At 67.7% G+C, this 21,370-nt stretch carries 23 protein-coding genes; 9 read left to right on the top strand and 14 right to left on the bottom strand.

All coding sequences use genetic code 11. From position 1 onward, the window contains the following. Positions 1-475: 475 nt before the first annotated feature. Positions 476-1,021: an ankyrin repeat domain-containing protein gene (locus tag AX767_RS19815; protein WP_068633933.1), complete on the top strand. Its 546-nt coding sequence runs from the start codon at positions 476-478 to the stop codon at positions 1,019-1,021. A 122-nt stretch (positions 1,022-1,143) separates the two neighbouring features. Here the strand turns inward: AX767_RS19815 and AX767_RS19810 are convergent, their stop codons facing one another. Both AX767_RS19810 and AX767_RS19805 read right to left on the bottom strand, forming a co-directional pair. Further along, positions 1,144-1,842 (bottom strand): DUF3750 domain-containing protein, encoded by a 699-nt coding sequence (locus AX767_RS19810; RefSeq protein ID WP_068632886.1) that lies wholly within the window; start codon positions 1,840-1,842, stop codon positions 1,144-1,146. 104 nt (positions 1,843-1,946) lie between these two features. Then, on the bottom strand, positions 1,947-2,891 hold the full coding sequence (locus AX767_RS19805; RefSeq protein ID WP_068632885.1) for an adenylate/guanylate cyclase domain-containing protein: 945 nt from the start codon (positions 2,889-2,891) through the stop codon (positions 1,947-1,949). 22 nt (positions 2,892-2,913) lie between these two features. Between AX767_RS19805 and AX767_RS21455 the strand changes: the two genes are divergently transcribed. After that, positions 2,914-3,114, top strand: coding sequence for a hypothetical protein (locus AX767_RS21455; protein WP_156481091.1), 201 nt, complete (start codon positions 2,914-2,916; stop codon positions 3,112-3,114). An 89-nt stretch (positions 3,115-3,203) separates the two neighbouring features. Further along, complete coding sequence (locus AX767_RS19800) at positions 3,204-3,536, top strand: hypothetical protein (RefSeq protein WP_068632884.1); 333 nt, start codon at positions 3,204-3,206, stop codon at positions 3,534-3,536. 28 nt (positions 3,537-3,564) lie between these two features. Here AX767_RS19800 and AX767_RS19795 read toward each other — a convergent pair whose 3' ends face one another. From AX767_RS19795 to AX767_RS19760, 8 genes are all read right to left on the bottom strand, one after another. Further along, positions 3,565-4,527, bottom strand: a complete 963-nt coding sequence (locus AX767_RS19795) for an LD-carboxypeptidase (RefSeq protein ID WP_068632883.1) — start codon at positions 4,525-4,527, stop codon at positions 3,565-3,567. Next, positions 4,524-5,600 (bottom strand): tRNA adenosine(34) deaminase TadA, encoded by a 1,077-nt coding sequence (gene tadA / locus AX767_RS19790; RefSeq protein WP_068632882.1) that lies wholly within the window; start codon positions 5,598-5,600, stop codon positions 4,524-4,526. Before tadA ends, AX767_RS19795 begins: the two co-directional genes overlap by 4 nt. Continuing rightward, entirely contained in the window at positions 5,597-5,818 is a 222-nt protein-coding gene (locus tag AX767_RS19785; RefSeq protein WP_068632881.1) for a hypothetical protein, read from the bottom strand. The genes tadA and AX767_RS19785 overlap by 4 nt, the downstream gene beginning before the upstream one ends. 1 nt (position 5,819) lies before the next feature. After that, positions 5,820-6,461, bottom strand: a complete 642-nt coding sequence (locus AX767_RS19780; RefSeq protein ID WP_068632880.1) for an FMN-binding negative transcriptional regulator — start codon at positions 6,459-6,461, stop codon at positions 5,820-5,822. A gap of 44 nt (positions 6,462-6,505) precedes the next feature. After that, positions 6,506-7,204, bottom strand: a complete 699-nt coding sequence (locus AX767_RS19775) for an ankyrin repeat domain-containing protein (protein ID WP_068632879.1) — start codon at positions 7,202-7,204, stop codon at positions 6,506-6,508. Further along, on the bottom strand, positions 7,201-7,704 hold the full coding sequence (locus tag AX767_RS19770) for a GlcG/HbpS family heme-binding protein (RefSeq protein WP_068632878.1): 504 nt from the start codon (positions 7,702-7,704) through the stop codon (positions 7,201-7,203). Before AX767_RS19770 ends, AX767_RS19775 begins: the two co-directional genes overlap by 4 nt. Before the next feature lie 114 nt (positions 7,705-7,818). Further along, on the bottom strand, positions 7,819-8,457 hold the full coding sequence (locus AX767_RS19765) for a response regulator transcription factor (protein WP_068632877.1): 639 nt from the start codon (positions 8,455-8,457) through the stop codon (positions 7,819-7,821). Continuing rightward, the gene (locus tag AX767_RS19760; RefSeq protein ID WP_068632876.1) at positions 8,454-9,944 is read right to left on the bottom strand and encodes a sensor histidine kinase; all 1,491 of its coding nucleotides are present in this window, start codon (positions 9,942-9,944) and stop codon (positions 8,454-8,456) included. The genes AX767_RS19765 and AX767_RS19760 overlap by 4 nt, the downstream gene beginning before the upstream one ends. A gap of 50 nt (positions 9,945-9,994) precedes the next feature. Here AX767_RS19760 and AX767_RS19755 point away from each other — a divergent pair, with 50 nt between their 5' ends. Continuing rightward, a complete protein-coding gene (locus tag AX767_RS19755) occupies positions 9,995-11,059 on the top strand; it encodes a DUF72 domain-containing protein (RefSeq protein ID WP_068632875.1) in 1,065 nt (354 codons plus the stop codon). Between the two features lie 14 nt (positions 11,060-11,073). Here the strand turns inward: AX767_RS19755 and AX767_RS19750 are convergent, their stop codons facing one another. From AX767_RS19750 to AX767_RS19735, 4 genes are read right to left on the bottom strand one after another with little or no spacing between them, the layout of a single operon-like run. After that, on the bottom strand, positions 11,074-12,150 hold the full coding sequence (locus AX767_RS19750) for a hypothetical protein (RefSeq protein ID WP_068632874.1): 1,077 nt from the start codon (positions 12,148-12,150) through the stop codon (positions 11,074-11,076). Then, positions 12,147-12,797: an ATP-binding cassette domain-containing protein gene (locus tag AX767_RS19745; RefSeq protein ID WP_068632873.1), complete on the bottom strand. Its 651-nt coding sequence runs from the start codon at positions 12,795-12,797 to the stop codon at positions 12,147-12,149. The genes AX767_RS19750 and AX767_RS19745 overlap by 4 nt, the downstream gene beginning before the upstream one ends. Beyond that, entirely contained in the window at positions 12,794-14,566 is a 1,773-nt protein-coding gene (locus tag AX767_RS19740) for an ABC transporter permease (RefSeq protein WP_082755090.1), read from the bottom strand. Before AX767_RS19740 ends, AX767_RS19745 begins: the two co-directional genes overlap by 4 nt. Then, positions 14,542-15,756, bottom strand: coding sequence for an ABC transporter substrate-binding protein (locus AX767_RS19735; protein ID WP_068632872.1), 1,215 nt, complete (start codon positions 15,754-15,756; stop codon positions 14,542-14,544). Before AX767_RS19735 ends, AX767_RS19740 begins: the two co-directional genes overlap by 25 nt. Before the next feature lie 256 nt (positions 15,757-16,012). On the opposite strand from AX767_RS19735, the gene AX767_RS19730 reads away from it, so the two are divergent. From AX767_RS19730 to AX767_RS19710, 5 genes are read left to right on the top strand one after another with little or no spacing between them, the layout of a single operon-like run. Then, positions 16,013-18,166, top strand: coding sequence for an FAD-dependent oxidoreductase (locus tag AX767_RS19730; protein ID WP_443082757.1), 2,154 nt, complete (start codon positions 16,013-16,015; stop codon positions 18,164-18,166). Next, positions 18,163-18,858 (top strand): TIGR04283 family arsenosugar biosynthesis glycosyltransferase, encoded by a 696-nt coding sequence (locus AX767_RS19725; protein ID WP_068633929.1) that lies wholly within the window; start codon positions 18,163-18,165, stop codon positions 18,856-18,858. The genes AX767_RS19730 and AX767_RS19725 overlap by 4 nt, the downstream gene beginning before the upstream one ends. A 4-nt stretch (positions 18,859-18,862) precedes the next feature. Then, positions 18,863-19,513, top strand: a complete 651-nt coding sequence (locus AX767_RS19720; RefSeq protein ID WP_068632871.1) for a TIGR04282 family arsenosugar biosynthesis glycosyltransferase — start codon at positions 18,863-18,865, stop codon at positions 19,511-19,513. Beyond that, the gene (locus tag AX767_RS19715; RefSeq protein ID WP_068632870.1) at positions 19,506-20,240 is read left to right on the top strand and encodes a DUF3047 domain-containing protein; all 735 of its coding nucleotides are present in this window, start codon (positions 19,506-19,508) and stop codon (positions 20,238-20,240) included. The genes AX767_RS19720 and AX767_RS19715 overlap by 8 nt, the downstream gene beginning before the upstream one ends. Then, positions 20,237-21,364, top strand: coding sequence for an FAD-dependent oxidoreductase (locus tag AX767_RS19710; RefSeq protein ID WP_068632869.1), 1,128 nt, complete (start codon positions 20,237-20,239; stop codon positions 21,362-21,364). Before AX767_RS19715 ends, AX767_RS19710 begins: the two co-directional genes overlap by 4 nt. Positions 21,365-21,370 lie beyond the last annotated feature (6 nt).

The following is a 21,370-nucleotide window of genomic DNA, read 5'->3' as shown; positions in this document are numbered from 1 at the left end:
GTCCCGGCGTCAATCCAAAAATTGTGAGGTATTCGACTGCGGCTAAGGCTTCTGGCATGGAGGTTAAGAGTCTCTTTTATCAAATGTAATGTAGTGTGTCTTTATCCTTCGCCCCCCTGTAAACAAGGAAGTTTTTCACATCGCATTGCCTTTGTTGATGCGCTTTAGTGCTGAAGTATTCACTGATTTCGCAGTTGGGCCCGCGGACCTCGAAGACCGTTGGCCTATCGGCACAGGGATGCGCTTGACGGGGGCAATCAATCAAGCGGCATGTTGCGCCAGCTCAGCGCCGGTGGCGGTCCAAGTCGGATCGTTTTGAAATAATACAATGTATATTATGTTAAATTATGACTGGCGAAGTTGGGGCCGTTTGCCTGCCAGTGCAATCGACCCACAATGACGAGGTGCGCCGCAACACTCCGCCGCTGCGCCACCAAGCAAACGATTACTGCGTGCTCACCGCCGCGAGACAATGATGGCCAACACGAGCAACAACCCTGCGCTGCCTGATCAAGAGTTCATCGAGTTCGCGCAGGAAGTTTTCCGGCTTGCGCGCACCGGCGAAGCGCAGACGCTTGCCGGCTTGCTCCAGAAGGGCTTACCGCCCAATATGAGCAACCACAAGGGCGACACCCTGCTGATGCTTGCGGCTTACCACGGCCATGCCGAGGCGACCAAGGTTCTATTGGAAGCTGGCGCCGAGCCGGACCGATACAACGACATGGCGCAGACGCCTCTGGGCGCCTCTGCTTACAAGGGCTCTCTGCAGATCGTCGAACTGTTGCTGTCACATGGCGCGCAAATGAATTTCGCGCCGCCGGGCGGCAAAACACCATTGATGTTTGCCGCCATGTTCAACCGGCTCGAGATCGTGAAGTGCCTGCTGGCGCGAGACGTCGACATCGACATCGACATCAAGAGCTCAGACGGGCTGACGGCTTTGGAATTGGCCCGGAGCATGGGTGCGGCTGATACCGCTGCGCACCTGGAAGCGCGGCGGACTGGTGACAACGCGAAGTAGATGTCCTTTGAGGGTGTGCTGACGTCTGGGCCCTCTTGCGCGGGAAAGCACCAAACCGCCGTGCCGCCCGATCGCCCTTCCCTTGCTTTCGAATGTCTGCCACCAGGCGCAAGCGCACGACATCACGGGAGCCGTCCAAAACCGGGCAACCTCAGAACCAGATCGTCGACGTCGATGCCGAAGCCGAGCCCCAACAAGTTCAATTCCAAGCCCTCATCGCGTGCCACCGTCACACCCGCCAGCCCCATCAGCGACAACTGCCAGCCTGTGCCGCTGGGCGCACGGTCGATGAAGGTGGTCGCACCCAGATAGTCTTTGCCGATCGCTGTGGGTGGCAGGTCCAATCGAAGGGCAGGCACCTGTCGCGCCACCCAGGCCACGAAGGTGTTGCTGTTGGGGCCGGGCCAAAGGCGGTACGACCCGCGCCAAGGGTAGCCCGCCACGGCCATTTCAATCTGCTCGATCATGGCTTCTGCCTGGGCGCCTCGGTGGTCGACAAGCAACTGCGGGTAGGCGCCGTACCAAAGCATGTCGGGTGCGGCCACTTCGCTGGTGACCATGGCATCACCGCCGCGACGGGCCCGCCAGCCGACGATGTGATAAACGGTGTAACGCTCCGCGCCGGCGCGTTTGACCGCGATCCAGGGATGAATGCCAAAAGCACCTCGCCATCGCACGATCCTGGCGCCATAGACCTGCACTACTGCACCGCGGTCGATTGAGGGGTCGGGCGCCTGCCCGGTGCTCTCGCGACTCGTCATGTGCCAGGGCGTATCCAGGTCCAGGTTGCCGGAGGCCAGCACGCCGATCGGTCCGAGCATTAGCAACGCAAGCAGGCACAAGAGCCCCAGTAGCCAGCGCGCCCACCGTGGCGCGCGCCTCCGTATCAGAGGCAAAGATGGTGCATCCACTGCAGGAAGTACGCTCAGCGAGCGTCGCGGCGCGACAGGAGCACGTTGCCACCGGTCGTGTTGAAAGCGATGGTCGGCGCGCTGAAATCGCTCAGCGGTGCGCCCAGGCCGATCTCACCGCTGCCATGAAGCACGCATTCCTCGCGTCGCAAGGCGATTTCGCCGCTGGCCCCCGCGCTCCCGTGGAAGCGGACCCAGGTGCCGTATGTGCTGACGTCAACCAGCACACAGCTGCCTTGTCGGACCTCGATTCGCGCATGCAGACGCGACACGCGGGGGTCGTTCACCACAAATTGGGCATCGTCGACACGGCCCAGGTGGATGGGCAATTCGGTCGCCCGAAACATCGAGCGGACATCAAGCCATGCGAGTTCGATCTGGCCGAATGAAGAATCCTGGGCTTTGGTGGGTGCGAGCTGTGCCGGCATGGTGAGAAATTCGGTAATTTCTTCCTGCCAGTCAATACGGTGGACCACGGCCACTTCGTTGCGGCCGCGGATATTGATCGGGCCGAGATTGCGGTGCCTCACCGTGCCTTCGCGGAATTGTTCGACGACCGAATCGGTCGCCCAAATCTGGCCCGGTCCGGCGAGATCGCTGAGGCGCGACGCCAGGTTGACCGCATCGCCGTAGCAGTCGCCGTCGACTTCCACGACCTCACCGCTCGCCACACCGATTTGCAGTGCCATCCGGAGCGGCGCGGGCCATACCTGCAAGCGCTTTTGGTGGTTGCGCTGCATCTCGAGCACCGCTCCGGTGGCGGTCGGACCGTCCGGGAATATCGCAAATACGCCATCACCCAACGATTTGACGACACGTCCACTGTGCGCTTCGCAGACGCCGCCAATCCACTGGATCAAACGCGTCACGGTTTCGGTCGCGCGGGCATTTCCCATCGCCTCGAAGACCCTGGTACTCCCGGTCAAATCGGCGAATACGACAGTGGATTGGGCGCGCATTTTGTGAAATATTTGTTAGGAAATGCTGATCGATTATGGCAAGCGCGGCTTCTGTGCGGTTGGCAACCGTTGTTTGCCCGTGAATGCGCCTGATTTTTCGACCGGCTTGAGGGTCTACGCGGGAATAGCCGATTCAGTTGCACTCCCCTACCCCAAAAGTAAAACTAATGTACCCAATGCTCGTGCGCTGCTGCAAGATATCCGTGAACATTGTTGTTTTTGAACAGGTTTAATTGTTTCCACACTTGTGGTTCGAATCCGCCGCCATTACCGTAGGTGCATCACAGGCTTCAGGCATTCGCCACGGCGTCCATGGTCTCAGCAAGCAGTTTCTTTCGGCTTCTTTCATTTCCCGGTGTCGACTGGGCAAAGTCGACCGACCGTCAGACAGCGCGAATTCGCGAGGCAATGTTGTCATTGCTGCAGGCCTACGGCGGCCATCCGGCGCAGCGTCTCGCTCAGCGCGTGCGCTTCGCCGATGATCTGGAAGCGCTCTGGTATCTGCGGCAGGATTTGTTGAGCGTGCTCAGTGAACTCGACGGCGAGCTCGCTGCTCGCCACCAGATGACGAGGATCAACGGGCTGTTCAAGGGCGGATTGCCTCACACAATGGGTCCGCGGGTCCACCAGCGATTCCCGGTCTGAGCACAAAAAGGAGCCTGGGGCTCCTTTTTCAATGTGCGTGCGGTGTGTGTGCGGCGTGCTGATGGCCCGACGCGTGGCGATGCCCCCAGACCATGAAAACATCACGACCGTCCACGGCCAGCTCGACTTTCGCGCCCACCGGCAGCAGCACCTTGGTCGGCACATGGCCGAACGGCAACCCCGCCAACACCGGCACCTTCAGCAACGACCGGAGCCGGTCGATCACCGTGGTCAGCCCGAAACCGCGGTCGTAGCCCGGCACCTTGCGAACGCCGGTGAACTGGCCGAACACGATCGCCCGCTGACGCCCTAACACACCGGCCAGCCGCAGCTGGTCGAGCATGCGCTCGACGCGATACGGGTGCTCGTTGACGTCCTCGATGAACAGCACGCCCTTGTCGACCGACGGAAAGTGAGGCGTGCCAAGCAGGCTGGCCAGCACACACAGATTGCCGCCCCACAACGTCGCGTCGTGGATGGCGCGCACCTTCAATTCGGCGTCGCGCATCGGCATGCGCCAGCCGGTGCCTTCGCCCTGCCCGCTCAGCAGATCGTCAAAGCAGGCTTCCATGATGTCGTCGGCGCCGGTTTCTGCGCCGAAGTCTTCCCCGACGGCTGGACCGGCCCAGGTCACGGCGCCGGTTTTGGCCAGCAACGCGTTCTGCAGCGCAGTGAAATCACTCAGCCCGACGAATTCGGTGCCGCGCTCGATGGCCTTCGTGAGGGCATTGTACGGCAGCGCATCGAGGATGCGCGTGAGGCCGTAGCCACCGCGCGAGATCAGCGCGACGTCGGCGTGGCTCGCCGCGGCACGCGCGATGGCCGCAAGGCGGGTGGTGTCGTCCCCGGCGAATCGTTGATGGACAGACAGAGCTGCTTCGTCGATCTCGACCTCATGCCCCAGCCCCTCGAGTCGGGCCACGCCGCGCCTGAATGCCGCCTTGTCGCGCACGGCGCTGGCGGGCGAGTAGATATAGATGTGTTTGGTCACGGGGCGAAGTATCCCATCGCGTTTCGAATCCGCTCCGCTGCCTGGTCGGGCGATGGGCCCGACACGTTGCGGGCGACCGTCCCGAGCGCCCGCAGTGCAGCCTCGTGTCCGCGATCGCCGAACGGCGCGCGCCACGCGTCGCCCCCGTCGCGGCCGCTGTCCGGTGAAGCGATCACGCCGACGAAGCGATGAGCCGCCGATGCCACGAGCAGCTCGGCGAGCGCCAACGCGCCCGTGCTGTGGATCAACACCATCGGCCCCGGCGTCAACCGGTCGAGCCACGCCAGCAGCACATCGCGGTGCCACGCGAGCCGATGCACATCCTCGCGCTTGGGTTTGTCGCTGCGGCCAAAGCCGATGAGATCGGGTGCGAGCAAGCGCACGCCCGGCGCGCCCATCAGGTGACGAAAGAAGTAGCTCCACTCGCCCGGCCCATGCAGACACAGAAGCGTCGGCACGTCGGGACCCGTGGCGCCGTGATCGAGGTAATGCAGGCGCCAGCCCTGCAAGACAGGAAGATCCTGCACATAGCGACCCTCAGCGGGTGCGTCGGCCAGCGCTTCGAATCGCGCGGCCGGCGTGCGCAATGCGTCTTCGCGCAGCGGCTCGGCGTTTTCGCGTTCGGCGTCGCGGCGCTGCCGGAAAAAGCCTTGCAGAATTTCGGCGCACGGGCCGGCGAGCACGCCGGGCTGCACGCGCGTGCGGTGATTCAGCCTGGGCTCGGCGAACAGATCGACCACGGACCCGACGGCGCCGGTGCGCGGATCGAATGCACCGAACACCACGCGGGCCAGGCGCGAATGCAGGATCGCGCCCGCACACATCGCGCAGGGCTCGAGCGTGACGAAGAGTTCGCAGCCGTCGAGCCGGTAGTTGCCCAGCGCGGCGGCACCCGCACGGAGCGCGACGATCTCCGCGTGCGCGCTCGGGTCGTGTTGCGCCACGGGCGCGTTGCGGCCGGTGGCGACAAGCGCGCCGTCTTTCACCATCACCGCGCCCACCGGCACCTCGCCCGCCGCGGCCGCACGCCGGGCTTCGTCGAGCGCGAGGCGCATCCAGTCGTCGTCGGTCATTCTTCGGGCAGCTTGCGCGGCTGCTGCATCGCGGCGTCGATGGCCTGCTTGTATTGCTGCTGGATTTGCTGGCTCTGGTCCTTGACGCTTCCGGCCGGCGACGGTGTGGTCGGACCGGGCGGCAGCGTCGGTGCGGCCACGCTGGTGAACTGCTTCTTGACCAGCAAGCCGACGATCAGCACCGCCACCAGCAAGCCGACCAGTCCGAATATCCGCATGTCAGCTCCCTCCGGCCGTTGCCGTGGCCGGCATGCCGAGGCGCTGCATCCACACCGCCAACGCGCGCTCGTCCGGCGTACCGGCACTGTATTGCGCGTGCATCGCGGCATGCGATTCGCGCCGGTGCTGGTTGAGCTTCACCTTGCATTGCAGATCGGTCACGCGCAGCGAGAAGCCCACGATGCCGGTCAGCATCTTTTGCTGGAACTCCTCGCCGAGGTCGCGCCACTGCTGCGCGTAGGCGGGCTCGTGTTCGCCGATCAGCTTTTTGAGCAGCACGTCCTTGGCCGTCGAGTCGGTGATCAGCGTCGCCTCGACCTTGCAATGCACCGCGAGGTAGTTCCAGGTCGGCACGCGCGCCAGGTCGGGGTACACCGTCGGCGAAAGATACGCGTGCGGCCCGAGGAAAACGACGACAGCCTGCGGACGCGCCTCAAGAGAGCGCCAGTGCGGATTCGGCTTGGCGCAATGGCCGAGGATGGTGATCTGTCCGTCGCTGCCCTGCTCTGCCACCAGCGGCAGCTGCGACACGAATGGCAAGCCGTCGTCGTCGGTCGAAATCACGCTGGCGAACGGATGGGCACGCATCAGCTCCAGCGCGATCGCGGGATCCTTGGCGTTGAACTGCGGCGGCATGTACATGGGGCGGCTCGGGAATGGTTTCGGCCGATTGTCCCTGAGCCCGCCTACTTCGCGCCGGCCGCTTTCAGCTGCTCGACCATGGCCGTGTAGCCGCGTGATTTCGCCAGCTGCAGGGGCGTGTTGCCCTGCCTGTCCGTCAGGACCGTGCTGGCGCCGGCCGACAGCAACGCCGCCAGCGTGCGCTGGTGGCGCGGGCCGCCAGCGCCCAGCACGATCGATTCGATCAGCGCGGTCCAGTGCAGGTTGTTGACGTGGTCGAGCGGTGCGTCCGCGGCGATGAGGCGGCGCACCACCTCGTCGTGGCCCAGGTGTGCCGCCGCGATCAAGGCGGTGCCGTCGTAGCGGCTGGTGGTCTGCCGGGCGCTGGCGCCGAGCGAGAGCAACACGCCCAGCGTCGGGACATCGTCCGCGACCGAGGCAATCGTCACGGCGTCGTAGCGATCGTCTTCCAGGCGATCGAGCGATGCGCCGGCCTTGGCCAGCACGCGCAACGCGTCGCCTTGGCGCGCGAACGTCGCGATGTGCACGGCGGTTCGGCCGTGTGCATCGCGCATTTCGAGATCGGCACCGGCTGCGATGAACGCCTTGAGCCGCGGCACATCGCCGCGCCACGCGGCCTGCTGCACGCCCTGGTATTGCGCGGTTTCGACCACCGTCGGCGCGACCTGCGCGACGGCGCCGGTGCCGACCCCGGCGAGCGAAAGCGCCAACGCGCACGCGAGGCGCCAGCCGACCGTGGTCACCCGAGGAGGCCCTTGACCTTGTCGATCGCAGTGTTCGCGCATTGCTCGTCGAGGTTTCCGCCCGGCGCACCGCCGACACCGACCGCGCCGATGACTTCGTTGCCCGACTTCACCGGCACGCCGCCGCCCAGCAGCAGCACGCCCGGAAGGTACACGAGGTTGGCCGCGCCGGCGTTCTTTTGCGAGCCTTCCATCATGGCTTGCGTCGGGCTTTTGGCCGATGCCGAGGTCCAGGCCTTGCGTTCGCTCGACGCCAGGGTGTGCGGTCCAGCGTTGTCGGCGCGCTGCACGGCGCGCACGGTGCCGGCGCGGTCGACCACGGTGGCGGCCACGTTGTAGCCGTTGGCAGCGCAGGCCGCGACCGCTTCGGCGGCGATCTGGTTGGCGAGCGCCAGCGACATGTTCTTTTCGGAGCGGACGGTCGGCGCAGGGGTTTGCGCGTGCACGGCAGAAGCGGCGATCAGGACGGCGAGGCCGCCGAGGCGAAAGGTCGAATGCATGAAGTCTCCAGGAGAGCGTTGAGGTGCGCCAGCGGGGTGCCGACGACTGCATGCACTGTAGAAATTGCTTCCGCGCGCCGCCATTCGTACGGCTACGCCCTGCCCTGCGTAGAACTACGGAAGGTCTCTGGAGCCGGCGCCGTCGACCAGCACCGCATAGCGCCGGATCAACTGCGCGAGCGACTCGCAGTCGAGCTTGGCGAAGAGGTTGGCGCGGTGCGTCTCGACGGTGCGCGGCGACAGGTCGAGCGCGCGCGCGATTTCCTTGTTGGTCAGCCCTTCGACGATGAAGCCGAGCACCTCGCGCTCGCGCTCCGACAGTTGCGCCACGCGTTCGCGCGCGCTCTGGTCGGCCTGCGAGCGTTCGCGCGTGCGCACATGCTGGCGCACCGCGTGCTGCAGGGCTTCGAGCAATTGCTCGTCGTCGACCGGCTTCTCGAGAAACTCGGCCGCGCCCGACTTGAAGGCGCGCCGGCACATCTCGACGGTGCCGTGCCCGGTCAGCATGATCACCGGCTGGTCGACGCCCTGCGCCATCAACCGGTCGAGCACGGTGAGCCCGCTGATGCCGGGCATGCGCACGTCGAGCACGATCGCGCCGACGCCCGTGCGGTCGAAGCCGTCCATGAACGCCTGCGGATCGGCCCAGTCCTGCACGCGCAGGCCGACCGTGCCGATCAACAAGGCAAGGCCCTCGCGCACGGCGCGATCGTCGTCGATCAGGTGGATGAGCGGCGACAGCGGCTGGTTCATGGTGCGTTCCCCGAGGCGGCGACCAGCGGCAGCAGCAAGGTGAAGCGTGCCCCGCGCGACGCGGAATTGGCCGCGCTCAGGCTGCCGCCCATGCCGCTCGCCAGCGTCTCGCTGAGGCTCAAGCCCAGGCCGAGCCCACCCTCGCGCGTGCTGAAGAAGGGCTCGAACAGGCGGGGCAACGCCTCCGGCGAAATGCCATTGCCGGTGTCGGTGACGGTCAGCACGCCCTCGGCGCCATTGCGCACGACGGACACCGCAAGCCGCCGCTCGGTAGCCGGCACCGCGTCGAGCGCCTGCAGCGCGTTCATGAGCAGGTTGTGCACGATCTGCTCCAGCGCGACCGCTTCGGCCTGCACCCGCACGGGCGCCTGCGCGCCGGCGTCGAACTGCGGCACGATGCCGCGCTGCGCGAACTCGGGCGCGAGCAGGTGCAGCGCGTCGCGCACGACGTCTTGCAACACCAGCGGGCGGGTGTCGCCGCCGGCATCGGGGCGCTCGATGACGCGGCGCAACCGGCCGATCACGTCGGCCGCGCGCCGGGCCTGCACGACGGCTTGCGTCATCGCGCCGCGCACGGTCGCCAGATCCAACGGTTCGTCTTCCAGCAATCGCCTTGCCGCCTGCGTGTTGGCGAGCACGGCGGTGAGCGGCTGGTTGAGCTCGTGCGCGAGCCCGGCCGACAGTTCGCCGAGCGAGTTGAGCCTCGCCACTTGCCCGAGGCGCAGCAGTTCTTCCGCGCGACGGCGTGCCACGCGCTGGCGTTGCAAGGCACTCGCGCCGAACAGCAGCACCGCCATCGCGAGCGCCCAACCGGCGATCCAGCGCCAGGGCAGTGCGCGCCAGCCGACATCGCGCGTCGCGACCACGTCGAAGGGCTGGCTGGCAGAGGCCAGAACTTTGTGGAACTCGAAATGCCAGCCACCGGCGGCCGGTCGGCCGGGCTGAACCCCCCATTGCTTGCCCGCGTGATCGATCCCGACGCGCACCGGGCTGCGCTGCGGGTCCATCGGCCAGTCGCGCCATGGCACGGTGCTGGCCAGATCGATCTGGAGCGCGTAGCTCGTCGGGCTGGCGCCAATCACGAGCCAATAACGGCCACCGGGCAGATCGGCCACTGCCAACTCGGCACGTTGGGCCTTGAGCGAAGCCGCTTCGGCCTGCGTGAAAGCCGTTGCGTCCGGCCCGTCGGCCCAGGCGCCGTCGCGCTCGCGGCGTTGCACGGCGAGGATGGATGGGTAGACCGACGAGAGGCGCTGCTCCGGCCGAGCGGCATCTGCGGTACCGGGCTGCAACAGCGCGAGCGTTGCCAGCACCGCGTCGTACTGCACGACCTGCTGGCTCATGAGCCGGTGCGCGATGCGCGCATCGGTTTCGAAATCCTCTTCCAACTGCGCAAGCTCCGTGCGCGCCAGCCACACGGCGCCGGCCACGGAAAGCGCCAGCCATCCCAGCCACCAACCGCCCTGCGTGCGCAACCACTGTTTCATGGGCGGGATTGTGCCTTCCGCCTTTGCTTGCAAGACAATGCGTGACCACCATGCAGGACTCCCTCTTCGACGATCTCGCCCCGGTGCCCGCAGCGGTCAAGCCCACTGCGAAGGTGGCTGCGGGGACCGCCGCGAAAAGCGGGACGGCGGGCGGCGCGAAGGTGCAGCCGGCGGCTCCTCGGGAGACGCAGCGCGCGTTGGCCGGCACGCTTCCGCCCTCGGTGCGGATGGGCACCTCGTCGTGGTTCTTCCCTGGCTGGAAAGGCCTGGTCTGGGACGGCGACTACGCGCAATCGGTGTTGTCCAAACATGGACTCGCGGCCTATGCGCAGCACCCGCTGCTGCGCACCGTCAGCCTCGATCGCACTTTTTATCGCCCGATTTCGGCGAGCCAGTTCGCCGCCTATGCCGCACAAGTCCCCGACGATTTCCGTTTCGTCGTGAAAGCGCCGAGCCTCGTTTCGGCCGCGATGGTGCGCGGCGAAGACGGGCGCGGGCAGCAGCCCAACCCGGCCTTTCTCGACCCCGTGCTGGCGGTCGAACAGTTCGTGCAACCCGCGCTCGATGGGCTCGGTCACAAACTCGGCGCATTGGTGTTTCAGCTGAGTCCGCTTCCGGGGCCGATGCTCGCGCGGCTGCCCGAGCTCCTCGAGCGACTGCGCACGATGCTGCGCGCCCTGCCTGTCTTGAAGCCACTCGCGCCGGACGGCGTGATCGCGGTCGAAGTGCGCAATCCGGAATTCCTCACGACCGCCTTTGCCGAGGTCCTGCGGGAATCGGGCGCCACGTATTGCCTCGGCTTGCACGCGAAGATGCCACCCGTCGGGGAACAGCTGCCGATGCTGCGCGCCCTGTGGCCAGGCCCGATGGTGTGCCGGTGGAGCCTCCACCGGCGCCACGGTGCCTACGGGTACGAGAACGCCAAGGCGAGCTACGCGCCCTTCGATCGCATCGTCGATGAAGATGCAGAGTCGCGGGAAGTGCTGGCCCGCGTGATCGTGGCCACTGCCGCAGCAGGCCACACGGTGTACCTCACTGTCAATAACAAGGCCGAAGGGTCGGCGCCGTTGTCGGTCGAAGCGCTGGCGCGCGCGGTGGCTGAAAAGCTCGGCTGATCGGCAGGCGCGTATCAGGCCCGAAACGCACGGTCGAGTGCACCGAGCTCATCGATCACGAAGGCCACCTGCTGCGTCGACAGGTAGTCATCGACCCGATCGCGCACATGGCGGAGGAGCTGCTGCTCGCTCATGCTGCCCGACCAGTCCTCGCCGTCGGCCGACGGTCGGCGGGGCTGCTGCGACAGGACACGCCACTTCGCGCACCACGTTACCGACCACAGCCACATGGCCGCGCGCGCCAGGACCCAATCACGCCCTCCTCCTGCGGCCTCCTCGCCAAGCGTCAGCGCCCAGTGACGGTAGGCGCCGATGACTTCGGCCGCGCTCAAAACGGTGCTGCTGTCCACGTCCCAGGTGGTGGATGTCACCAGCGTGGCGTGGGCCACGTCCAGCGCGCTCATGCCGTAGCGGGCCTTCTCCAGGTCCACGAGAAAAGCACCGCCGTTGTCGCGAACCAGGAAGTTTCCGGGATGCGCGTCGAACGCGATCAGTCGCTTGGGCATTGCGCGGGCGTTCGCAGTGCCGGCGCGAACGCGTTCGCGCACGGCGTCGATGCCGGCCCGGCTGGCAGGCGCGAGACCGGCCGCGTCGAGGTGCACGGCCTGGGCGTCGACTTCGCGGAGCAGCGCCTGCAGCGGATCGGCAGGGTCCAGCAGCGGATGGCGACCCTCTTTCGGTGGCAAGGGCAGCGCATGGATCGCCGCGAGCGCGTCCATGATGGCGGGCAGGTCCGCCGGCAGGCGCGCCGGTCGGCCGACGATCTCTTCCACCAGAAACGCACCGCGCGGCAGGTGTGCGGACGGCGGCAGCACGCCCAGCAGCTTCGGCGTGTGACCGCTCGGTGCGGCGCGCAGGAAGCAGGCGGACTGATACGCCAGGTTCTCGTCGGCCGACAGGTCCATCTGGCTCTGCTTGGGCACGCGCGCGAGCCAGCCGGTTCCCGGCAGCCGGAAGTGCCAGTGCGCGAGGCCCTTGTCGGCCATCGGCTCGGGCAGGCAGGCAGCCAGGTCAGCACGCTCGGCCTGCAGTGCGGCGCGCACCTGCTGCGCGCGTCGCGCGCCGTCGGGTGCCCCCGTCGATTCGCTCATTCGTCGCCCAGCGTGATCACCGGCCCGCCGGCCGCCTGCGCATCGGCGGCGTCGTGGGTGACGAGCACGGTGGGCAAACCGTGACGCCGGGCGTGGCCGAATACGAAGTCGCGCAAGTCGCTGCGCAACCGCGTGTCGAGCTTGTTGAAGGGCTCGTCGAGCAGCAGCACACGCGGCAACGCGAGCAGCGTGCGCATGAGTGCGACGCGCGCGCGCTGCCCGCCCGACAGCGTGGCCGGGTCGCGATGGGCCGTTCCCTCGAGCCCGCACTCCTGCAGCGCCGCGTCGATGCGGGCGCGGCGCTCTTTCGACGCGCGCACCGCGGCCGGCATGGCGAAGGCCAGGTTGCCGCCGACCGACAGATGGGGAAACAGCAGATCGTCCTGGAACAGGATGCCGACGCCACGTCGTTCGGGTGGCAACGGTGTGAGGTCGACCTCGCCCACGGCGACCCGGCCGATGGCTTCGAACACCGGCGGCAGCGTGCCCGCAAGGTAGTTGAGCAGCGTCGACTTGCCGCATCCGCTCGGGCCCATGAGCGTCAGGCATTCGCCCGGTGCGATGGTGGCGTCCAGCGGGGCTATCAGGGCGCGGCCGTTGAGGCGGATCGACACGGCCTCGAGCCGCAGCGCTTGCGGTGCGTTCATGCGAGTCCTTTTCGGTGCGCGTGCAGCAGGCGCGGCACCAGGGTCGCGAGCAGGTAAGCCAGCAACGGGAACAAGGCCTGCAAGCCGGCCCAGGTGCCGATGACCCGGCGGTCGGCACCGCCGGACAGCGTCACGGCTTCGGTGGTCAGCGTCGCGACGCGTCCGGCACCGGCGAACAGCGTGGGCAGGTACTGCCCCACGCTGACCGCGAAAGCCACCGCGCACGCGATCAGCAGCGGCTTCAGAAGGATCGGCAGCTTGACCCGCCAGAACACGCGCCAAGGTGAAGCGCCCAGGCTCGCCGCAGCGCGCGCATAGCGCGCGTCGAAAGCGCGCCACGGCTCTGCCAGCGACAAGAAGAGGTACGGCAGCACGAACACCAGGTGTGCCCAGACCACGGCGGACACGGTCGCATCGAGCCCCAGCCGGATCAACAGCACCTGCAGGCCGAACAGGAAGGCGATCTGCGGCACCAGCAGCGGCAGGTACAGCAACCAGACGCTGGCCGACACCGCGGACCTGGCCGAAACCGCAGGCGCCGTGCGGTCCACCGGCCGGGTCGAACGCGATTCGTTCTCCAGGCAGGCGAGCGTGAGCACCAGGGCGAGCACGGTGCTTGCCACGCCTACGAACAAGGTCGTCCATGCCGGGCCGGCGAGCTGACTTGATTGGCGCGTCCAGGTCTCCAGGGTCAGCCCCGGGGGAAACGCATCCGGAAAGCGCCACGGCCGGGCGACCGACCACAGCAGCATGCCGAGCATCGACAGCACGGCGAGCACAGCGAGAACAGCACCTGCAACGGTGACCACGCCTGACGCCGGCACCGACGCACCGCCCCGCGCGCCGCGCTCCAGCCAGCGGCGGAACAGTGGCCGCGCCAAGCGTTCGGCCAGCCACCACGCGCCGATGCTCGCCAGCACCACGCCCAGCAGCAGCGTGGCCGCGGCGGCGGCGGGAAAGTAGCGCGCGGTGTCGGGGTCGGAGAACCAGCGCACGGCCTGCACCGCCAGCGTCGGCGGGTTGCCAGGTCCGAGCACGATGGCCACGTCCACCACCGACAGCGAGAACGCGAGCACCGCGTAGATCGGCAGCCGGATCTGCGGATACACCTGCGGCAGCACGACCTTGAACCAGGCCAGCACGGGCCCGTAGCCCAGGGCCCGCGCCGCCGCGACCTGCGCCGGCGCGCGCACCTGGTTGAGCGCGCCCAGGATCATCAGCAGCAGGAACGGTGCCTCCTTCATAACCAGCGCCGCGATCAGCGGCCAGCCGGACGCAGCGCCCACGGTGCCCACATCGGGCGGAATCGTCCACCCGGTCAGGCCCGGCGAGACCCAGCGCACCACCCAGCCCGACGGCAGGATCAGGAACGCGAAGCCGATCGCGAGCGCGGAATGCGGCATCGCCAGCAACGGGGCCAGGACGGCTCCGAGCCGTTTCGCACCCGCGCGGTGGTGCAGGAAGCCGGCCGCGGCCAGCGCCAGCAGCACCGAGATCAGCGTCGAGGCCCAGCCGACGACCAGCGTCAGCTGCAGGCTGGTGAAGAAGCCCGGCGCATCGCGCAGCGCGCGCCACGGGTCCAGGCTCCAGTGGTCGCCACCGATCGCGGGCAGATAACCGAAGGCCGGCATCAGCGTGCCGACCAGGCCGCAGGCGATGGGCACCGCAAAGGCCGCGACCGTCAGCACCGGTGCGAGCCGCAGCAGATGGCGCGGCGCGCGTGCCTCCGGGCCGGCGGACGCCGTCAGCGCGTGTAGCGCTTCTGCCATTCGGCCTCGATGCGCGTCATCCAGGAAGCGTGCGGTTCCAGCAGCGGCGCACCGAGTTCGGCGGCCGAGGGCAGCGTGGCACTCGGCGTCAGGCGGTCGAAGCGCGCCCGATCCGAGGCCGGGAGCGTCGACAGGTCGAGCACGTTCAGGTTGCCCAGGTACTGGATGTCCTGCGCGCGCGCCTGGGCCTGCGGATCGATGAGGAAGTTGGCCACCACCAGCGCGCCCTCCTTGTGTGCCGCGTTGTACGGAATGGCGACGAAGCTGGTGTTGCCGATGGTGCCCTTGCGGAAGGTGAAGGAGCGCACCGTGGCCGGCAGCAGGCCCGCGCTGACCGAGGCCGCGGCCTCGGAGGGGTTGAACGAGATCGTGATGTCGATCTCGCCATCGTTGAGCAACTGCCGCTGCGCGGAGCCGTTGTCCGGAAACTGCTGGCCCTGGCGCCAGAGCGTGGGCTTGAGCGGGTCGTACCAGGCCCACAGGGGCGCGGTGACGGGCGCGAAGCTCGCGTCGGTGGCGGGCAGCTGGAGCACTGCCGGATCGGCGATCAGGTCGACCAGCGCCTGCTTCAAAAAGGTCGACCCGAGGAAGTTGCTGACCTTCGGATGCGTGAGTCGCCCGGGGTGGCGTCGCGCCCAGTCCAGCATGGCCGGCGCCGAGCGCGGCAGCTCTGAAGGATTGCGAAGGCGCGCCGAGTCGTACACGAAGACGATCTGCGCCAGGCTCCACGGCACCGCCAGGCCGTCGACCGGCGTGGTGAAGTCGATCAGGTTGGAGCGCTTCTGGGTCACGTCCACGTACTTGAAGTTCGGCAGCGACGGCGTGACCGGACCGTACAGCAGCCCCTGCTGCTTCATGGCGAGGAAGTTCGGCCCGTTGATCCAGATCAGGTCGACCGTGCCGCCTTCGTTGCGGCCCGCCGATTTCTCCGCGATCACGCGGGTCACGGCCTCGGAGGTGTCCTTGAGACGCGTGTGGACGAGGTTCACGCCATGGCGCGACTTGACCTGCTCGCCGACCCAGGCGATGAACGCGTTGGTCTTCTCGTCGCCCGCCCACGCATTCCAGTAGACGGTCTGGCCGCGTGCCTTGCCGAGGATCGACGCCCAGGCCGCGGGCGCCTGCGCCATGGCCCAGGGCGAGGTCAGGAGCGCGGTGGTGAGAAAGGTGAAGTCGCGGCGTTGAAGCATGGGTGCCAAGTCGGGTTGAAGGAGGTGTTGCTGGTTGGACGGCGCAAGCCCCCGATTCTTACAAGATGACCTTGCTGCTGTAAGAAGCAGGTTGATTTCACGTCTAAGCTGATAACCGGGGGCTGTCCTGCAACCGGCGTAAGCCATCTATTCAACACGCCATGAAACTTCGCGCCATTGCTTTCGACACCGGCGGCACCGTCCTCGACTGGCACAGCGGCGTGGTCGAGTCATGCCCATGCCCATGCCCATGCCCATGCCTATGCGCATAGACAAGCGCTGGTGGGCGGTGGCCGCCCTCGCCTTCGCCGTCGTCCTGTTCTTCGTGCTGGACCTCGGGCAGTACCTGCGGCTGTCGACCATCAAGAGCAGCCAAGCGCAGCTGGAGGCATGGCGTGCGGCACAGCCGTTGCAAACCGCGCTGATCTTCTTCGCCGTGTACGTGCTGGCGACCGCGCTGTCGCTGCCGGGCGCCGTGGTGCTGACTCTGGCCGGTGGTGCCATCTTCGGCCTGGGCTGGGGCACCCTGCTGATCTCGTTCGCGTCGAGCATCGGCGCCACGCTGGCGTTCCTGACTTCGCGCTGGCTGCTCGGCGACTGGGTGCAGGCGCGTTTCGGGGAACGCATGGCTGCGGTCAATGCCGGTATCGCAAAGGACGGCGCCTTCTATCTCTTCACCCTGCGGCTGGTGCCGGTCGTTCCCTTCTTTGTCATCAACCTGGCGATGGGGTTGACGCGCATCCGGACGCTGACCTTCTACGCGGTGAGCCAGCTCGGCATGCTGGCCGGCACGGTCGTGTACGTGAACGCGGGCACCCAGCTCGCGCGCATCGATTCGCTGTCCGGCATCGTCTCGCCAGGGGTGCTGGGGTCGCTGGTCGTGCTCGGCCTGTTCCCGCTGGTCGCACGCAAGGTGATCGACATCGTGCGGGCGCGCAAGGTGTACGCGAAGTGGCAGCGGCCCAGCCAATTCGATCGCAACCTGGTCGTCATCGGCGCCGGCTCGGCCGGGCTGGTGACGGCCTACATCGCTGGCGCTGTGAAGGCCAAGGTCACGCTGATCGAGAAGCATCAGATGGGGGGCGACTGCCTGCACACCGGTTGCGTGCCGTCGAAGGCGCTGATTCGCTCGGCGCGCTTCCTGTCGCACGTCGAGCGCTCGAAGGAATTCGGCATCCGGTCGGCCACGGCGGAGTTCGAGTTCACCGACGTGATGGCGCGCGTGCAGCGCGTGATTCGCGACATCGAGCCGCACGATTCGGTCGAGCGCTACAACGCGCTGGGCGTCGATGTCGTGCTCGGCCGGGCGCGAATCGTCTCGCCCTGGGAGGTCGAGGTCACGCAAGACGACGGAAGCAAACAAGTCTTGACCACGCGCAGCATCGTGATCGCGACCGGCGGTCGCCCGTTCGTGCCGCCCCTGCCCGGCCTCGACCAGATCGACTATTTCACCTCCGAGAACATCTGGTCGCTGCGCGAGCGCCCCGAGCGCATGGTGGTGCTGGGCGGCGGGCCGATCGGCTGCGAGCTGGCCCAGACCTTCGCGCGGCTCGGTTGCCGCGTCACGCAGATCGAAAAAGGCACGCGCCTCTTGCCGCGCGAGGACGAGGACGCCGCCGCGCTCGTCACCCGCCGCTTTCTCGCCGAAGGCATCGACCTCAGGCTCGCGCACGAGGCCAGCCGCATCGAGGTGGTCGACGGCGAGAAGATCCTCGTCGCACTGCACGATGGCCACGAGGTCCGCATCGGCTTCGACGCCTTGTTGATTGCCGTGGGGCGCCAGGCCAACCTGGACGGCTACGGCCTGCAGGAACTGGGCGTGACCACCGAACGCACGGTGCAGGTCAACGGCTACCTGCAGACCTCGCTGCCGAACATCTACGCGGCCGGCGATGTCGCCGGGCCGTACCAGTTCACGCACACGGCCGCGCACCAGGCCTGGTATGCGGCGGTGAATGCGCTGTTCGATCCGTTCAAGAAGTTCCGCGCGGACTACCGTGTGATTCCCTGGGCCACCTTCGTCGAACCCGAGGTGGCGCGGGTCGGCCTGAACGAGCAGGAGGCCCAGGAGAAAAAAATTCCGCACGAGGTCACGGTGTACGGCATCGACGACCTCGACCGCGCGATCGCCGACAGCGAAGCCCATGGCTTCGTCAAGGTGCTGACGGTGCCGGGCAAGGACCGCATCCTCGGCGTCACGATCGTCGGCGAGCACGCGGGCGACCTGATCGCCGAGTACGTGCTGGCCATGAAGCATGGTATCGGGCTGAACAAGATCCTCGGCACCATCCACATCTACCCCACCATGGCCGAGGCCAACAAGTACGTCGCGGGCAACTGGAAGCGCGCGCACGCGCCCGAGAAACTGCTGACGTGGGTGGCGCGCTTTCATGCGTGGCGGCGCGGATGAGCATGTCGCTGGCCATCGTCATGCCGGTGCTCGACGAAGCAGGCACGCTCATGCCGCGACTGCTTGCGCTGGCGCCGCTGCGCCGCCGTGGCGCCCGTGTGGTGGTGGTCGACGGTGGCAGCACCGATGACACGCTGGCGATCGCGCAGGCCCATGCCGATCTGGCGCTGGTCGCGCCGCGCGGACGAGGGTCGCAGATGAACGCCGGCGCCGCGGCATGCGAAGCCGACATCCTGGTGTTCCTGCACGCCGACACCGTGCTGCCGGCGCAGGCGGACAGGCTGGTGCAGGCAGCATTGCAAGACGCGGCTGCATGGGGACGCTTCGACGTGCGCATCGACCACCCGCGCACCGCCTTCCGCTGCATCGAGCGCCTGATGAACTGGCGCTCGCGCTGGAGCGGCATCGCCACCGGTGACCAGGCCGTCTTCGTGCGGCGCGAGGCGTTCGAGCGCGTGGGCGGCTTCCCCGACATTCCGCTGATGGAAGACATCGCCCTGTCGCGTGCGCTCCAGCGCATCGCGCCGCCCGCGTGCCTGCGGGCGTGCGTGACCACGTCCGCACGGCGCTGGGAACAGCACGGCGTCTGGCGCACCGTATGGCTCATGTGGCGCCTGCGGGCTGCGTACTTCTTCGGGGCCGACCCTCGGGCGCTGGCCGTGCAATACGGCTACCGGCCGCGTCCTTCCTGATCCCATGGCCTCACCCGTTCGCATCGCCATCCTTGCCAAGGCGCCGGTCGCCGGCCATGCCAAGACCCGGCTGATTCCGGCGCTCGGTGCGCAAGGCGCAGCCCGCTTGCAGCGCAGCTTCACGCGCGATGCGGTGCGCGTCGCCAGGGAGGCAGCGCTCGGCGAAGTGGTGCTCTGGTGCGCCCCGGACGCGAGACACCGTTATTTCCGCGCCTTGCAGCGCACCACCGGAATCCGCTGCAGCGACCAGCCCGAAGGCGACCTCGGAGCGCGCATGCTGCGTGCAGCCATGCCGACACCCGGCGCCGAAGAGACGCAGCCGGTGTTGATCATCGGCACGGACTGCCCCGCACTGGGCCCACATCACCTTCGAGCGGCCGCCGAGGCGCTCCAGGAGGTCGACGCGGTGTTCATTCCCGCCGAAGACGGCGGCTATGTGCTGGTCGGCTTGCAGCGTCCGCAGCCCGGGCTCTTCACCGAAATGACCTGGAGCACCGACCGCGTGATGGCCGAGACGCGCCAGCGCGCTGCGTCTTTGGCCCTGACCATTCGCGAACTGCCGACGCTGTGGGACGTGGACACGCCGGCAGACCTGCGGCGCCTTCAAGCGCTGAAACTTTCAACAAGCACGACAGGACAACCGACCCATGATTGACCGACGGCAATGCCTGGCCTTGATCGCCCTCGGCGCCACAAACGCCCATGCCGAGGCAGGCGACCCTTCGCAGGTACCGCTGCTTTCTTCGGCGCCGCTCGGCGAAGGCGTCGCACCCGGTTGGGTGCACCAGCGCCTGCCCAAGGTGGAGCGTGCCAACGACTACGCCATCGAGGCCGACGAGAAGCGGCGCGTGCTGCACGTGCGTTCTGCGTCCTCGGCCTCGTCGTGGGTGGCGCGGCTGGATGTCGACCCGGCGCGCACGCCGTGGCTGCAGTGGCAGTGGAAGGTGTCGCGCTCGCTCGCCGGCTCGGACCTGCGCGTCAAGCCCGGCGACGACTACGCCGCCCGGCTCTACGTATTCTTCGATTTGCCGCTCGAGCGACTCTCGTTGAAGGACCGGCTGAGCATCCGGGCGGCACGCGCGATCTCCGGCGCGGAGATCCCCGCGGCGGCCCTCTGCTACGTCTGGGGCAACGCGCAGCCAGCGGGCGCCACGGGCTGGAACCCCTACACCGACCGGGTGCGCATGGTCGTTCTCGACAGCCAGGACGGCGACGCCGGCAACTGGCGCCCGCATGCGCGCGACCTGCGACGCGACTGGGCCGAGGCGTTCGAGGGGCCGGTGCCGCACATCAGCGGCGTGGGCGTCGGCGCCGACACCGACAACACCTCCGACAAGGTCGATGCCTGGTTCAGCGACCTTCGCTTCGCCGCCAATCCATGAAACGCCTCGTGCTGCTCGGCGGCGGCCACGCGCACCTTGCCGTGCTGAAGTCGCTGGCCGAACGTCCGCTCGATGGCTGGCAGGTGCAACTGGTGACGCCGTTCCGGCGCCAGATCTATTCGGGCATGTTGCCGGGCTGGGTCGCGGGCCACTATGCGATCGACGAATGCGCGATCGCGCTCGATGCGCTGGCCGAACGCGGACGCGTCGCGCTCACCGTGACGGCGTGCACCGACCTGGACCTGTCCGCCAACACCATCGCCTGTGCCGATGGGTCGACGGTTCCGTTCGACTTGCTCTCCATCGACACCGGGCCCGAGCCCGCGCTGCACCACCTTCCCGGCGTCCTGGAACACGCGTTGCCCATCCGCCCCATCGAGGGTTTCGTGGCGGCGTGGCCGGGCCTGGTCGATCGCATCGCGAGGCAACGCCACCGCTTCGACCTGGTGGTGCTCGGCGCGGGCGCGGCCGGTGTCGAGCTGGCCCTGGCGATCCATCGCAGGGCGCTGACCGAAGGCTGGTCGCACCTGCGGACCACGCTGATCGGCTCGGCCGACCTGCCGCTCGAAGGCGTCGCCGGAAGAGCCCGGCACCACCTTGGGCAGTTGCTCGCGCAGCGGGAAATTCGCTGGATCGGCGAGCGCCGCGCGGTGCGCTTCGCACCGAACCGTATCGATTTCACGCAAGGCGCGTCGGTCGGCTTCGACGCGTGCCTCGCCGTCACCGGCGCGGCCGCGCCGGCCTGGCCCGCTGCCGCCGGATTGGCCACCGATCCGGCCGGCTTCATTCGCGTCGGGCGCACCTTGCAGGCAACGCGCCACCCGCATGTGCTCGCCGCAGGCGACGTGGCCGCGTACGAGGATGCCCGGCCGAAATCCGGCGTCTTCGCCGTGCGCGCAGGGCCGGTGCTGGCGCGCAACCTGCGCGCCTTGAGCCGAGGCGACGCGCCGGCCCCCTGGACGCCGCAACAGCGGGCGCTTTATCTCATCAGCACCGGTGACGAGCGCGCCGTGGCCGCGTGGGGCCGGTGGACCTGGCGCGGGGCCTGGGTCTGGCGCTGGAAGGACCGGATCGACCGGCAGTTCGTTGCACGCTTTGGCGCGGACACTGCGGCGGGCGGCTGAAAGACG

It is taken from the genome of Variovorax sp. PAMC 28711 (assembly GCF_001577265.1).
GTDB lineage: Bacteria > Pseudomonadota > Gammaproteobacteria > Burkholderiales > Burkholderiaceae_C > Variovorax.
This window is presented reverse-complemented; position numbering and strand designations above follow the sequence as displayed.

Coding starts and splice junctions, on each gene's coding strand:
- AX767_RS19725 (WP_068633929.1), top strand. CDS start 18,163: ATGAGCATGTCGCTGGCCATCGTCATGCCGGTGCTCGACGAAGCAGGC.
- AX767_RS19805 (WP_068632885.1), bottom strand. CDS start 2,891: ATGCGCGCCCAATCCACTGTCGTATTCGCCGATTTGACCGGGAGTACC.
- AX767_RS19715 (WP_068632870.1), top strand. CDS start 19,506: ATGATTGACCGACGGCAATGCCTGGCCTTGATCGCCCTCGGCGCCACA.
- AX767_RS19770 (WP_068632878.1), bottom strand. CDS start 7,704: ATGCATTCGACCTTTCGCCTCGGCGGCCTCGCCGTCCTGATCGCCGCT.
- AX767_RS19740 (WP_082755090.1), bottom strand. CDS start 14,566: ATGGCAGAAGCGCTACACGCGCTGACGGCGTCCGCCGGCCCGGAGGCA.
- AX767_RS19760 (WP_068632876.1), bottom strand. CDS start 9,944: ATGAAACAGTGGTTGCGCACGCAGGGCGGTTGGTGGCTGGGATGGCTG.
- AX767_RS19815 (WP_068633933.1), top strand. CDS start 476: ATGGCCAACACGAGCAACAACCCTGCGCTGCCTGATCAAGAGTTCATC.
- AX767_RS19720 (WP_068632871.1), top strand. CDS start 18,863: ATGGCCTCACCCGTTCGCATCGCCATCCTTGCCAAGGCGCCGGTCGCC.
- AX767_RS19735 (WP_068632872.1), bottom strand. CDS start 15,756: ATGCTTCAACGCCGCGACTTCACCTTTCTCACCACCGCGCTCCTGACC.
- AX767_RS19765 (WP_068632877.1), bottom strand. CDS start 8,457: ATGAACCAGCCGCTGTCGCCGCTCATCCACCTGATCGACGACGATCGC.
- AX767_RS19755 (WP_068632875.1), top strand. CDS start 9,995: ATGCAGGACTCCCTCTTCGACGATCTCGCCCCGGTGCCCGCAGCGGTC.
- AX767_RS19750 (WP_068632874.1), bottom strand. CDS start 12,150: ATGAGCGAATCGACGGGGGCACCCGACGGCGCGCGACGCGCGCAGCAG.
- AX767_RS19800 (WP_068632884.1), top strand. CDS start 3,204: ATGGTCTCAGCAAGCAGTTTCTTTCGGCTTCTTTCATTTCCCGGTGTC.
- AX767_RS19745 (WP_068632873.1), bottom strand. CDS start 12,797: ATGAACGCACCGCAAGCGCTGCGGCTCGAGGCCGTGTCGATCCGCCTC.
- AX767_RS19710 (WP_068632869.1), top strand. CDS start 20,237: ATGAAACGCCTCGTGCTGCTCGGCGGCGGCCACGCGCACCTTGCCGTG.
- AX767_RS19730 (WP_443082757.1), top strand. CDS start 16,013: ATGCCTATGCGCATAGACAAGCGCTGGTGGGCGGTGGCCGCCCTCGCC.
- AX767_RS19810 (WP_068632886.1), bottom strand. CDS start 1,842: ATGCTCGGACCGATCGGCGTGCTGGCCTCCGGCAACCTGGACCTGGAT.
- AX767_RS21455 (WP_156481091.1), top strand. CDS start 2,914: ATGCTGATCGATTATGGCAAGCGCGGCTTCTGTGCGGTTGGCAACCGT.
- tadA (WP_068632882.1), bottom strand. CDS start 5,600: ATGACCGACGACGACTGGATGCGCCTCGCGCTCGACGAAGCCCGGCGT.
- AX767_RS19780 (WP_068632880.1), bottom strand. CDS start 6,461: ATGTACATGCCGCCGCAGTTCAACGCCAAGGATCCCGCGATCGCGCTG.
- AX767_RS19785 (WP_068632881.1), bottom strand. CDS start 5,818: ATGCGGATATTCGGACTGGTCGGCTTGCTGGTGGCGGTGCTGATCGTC.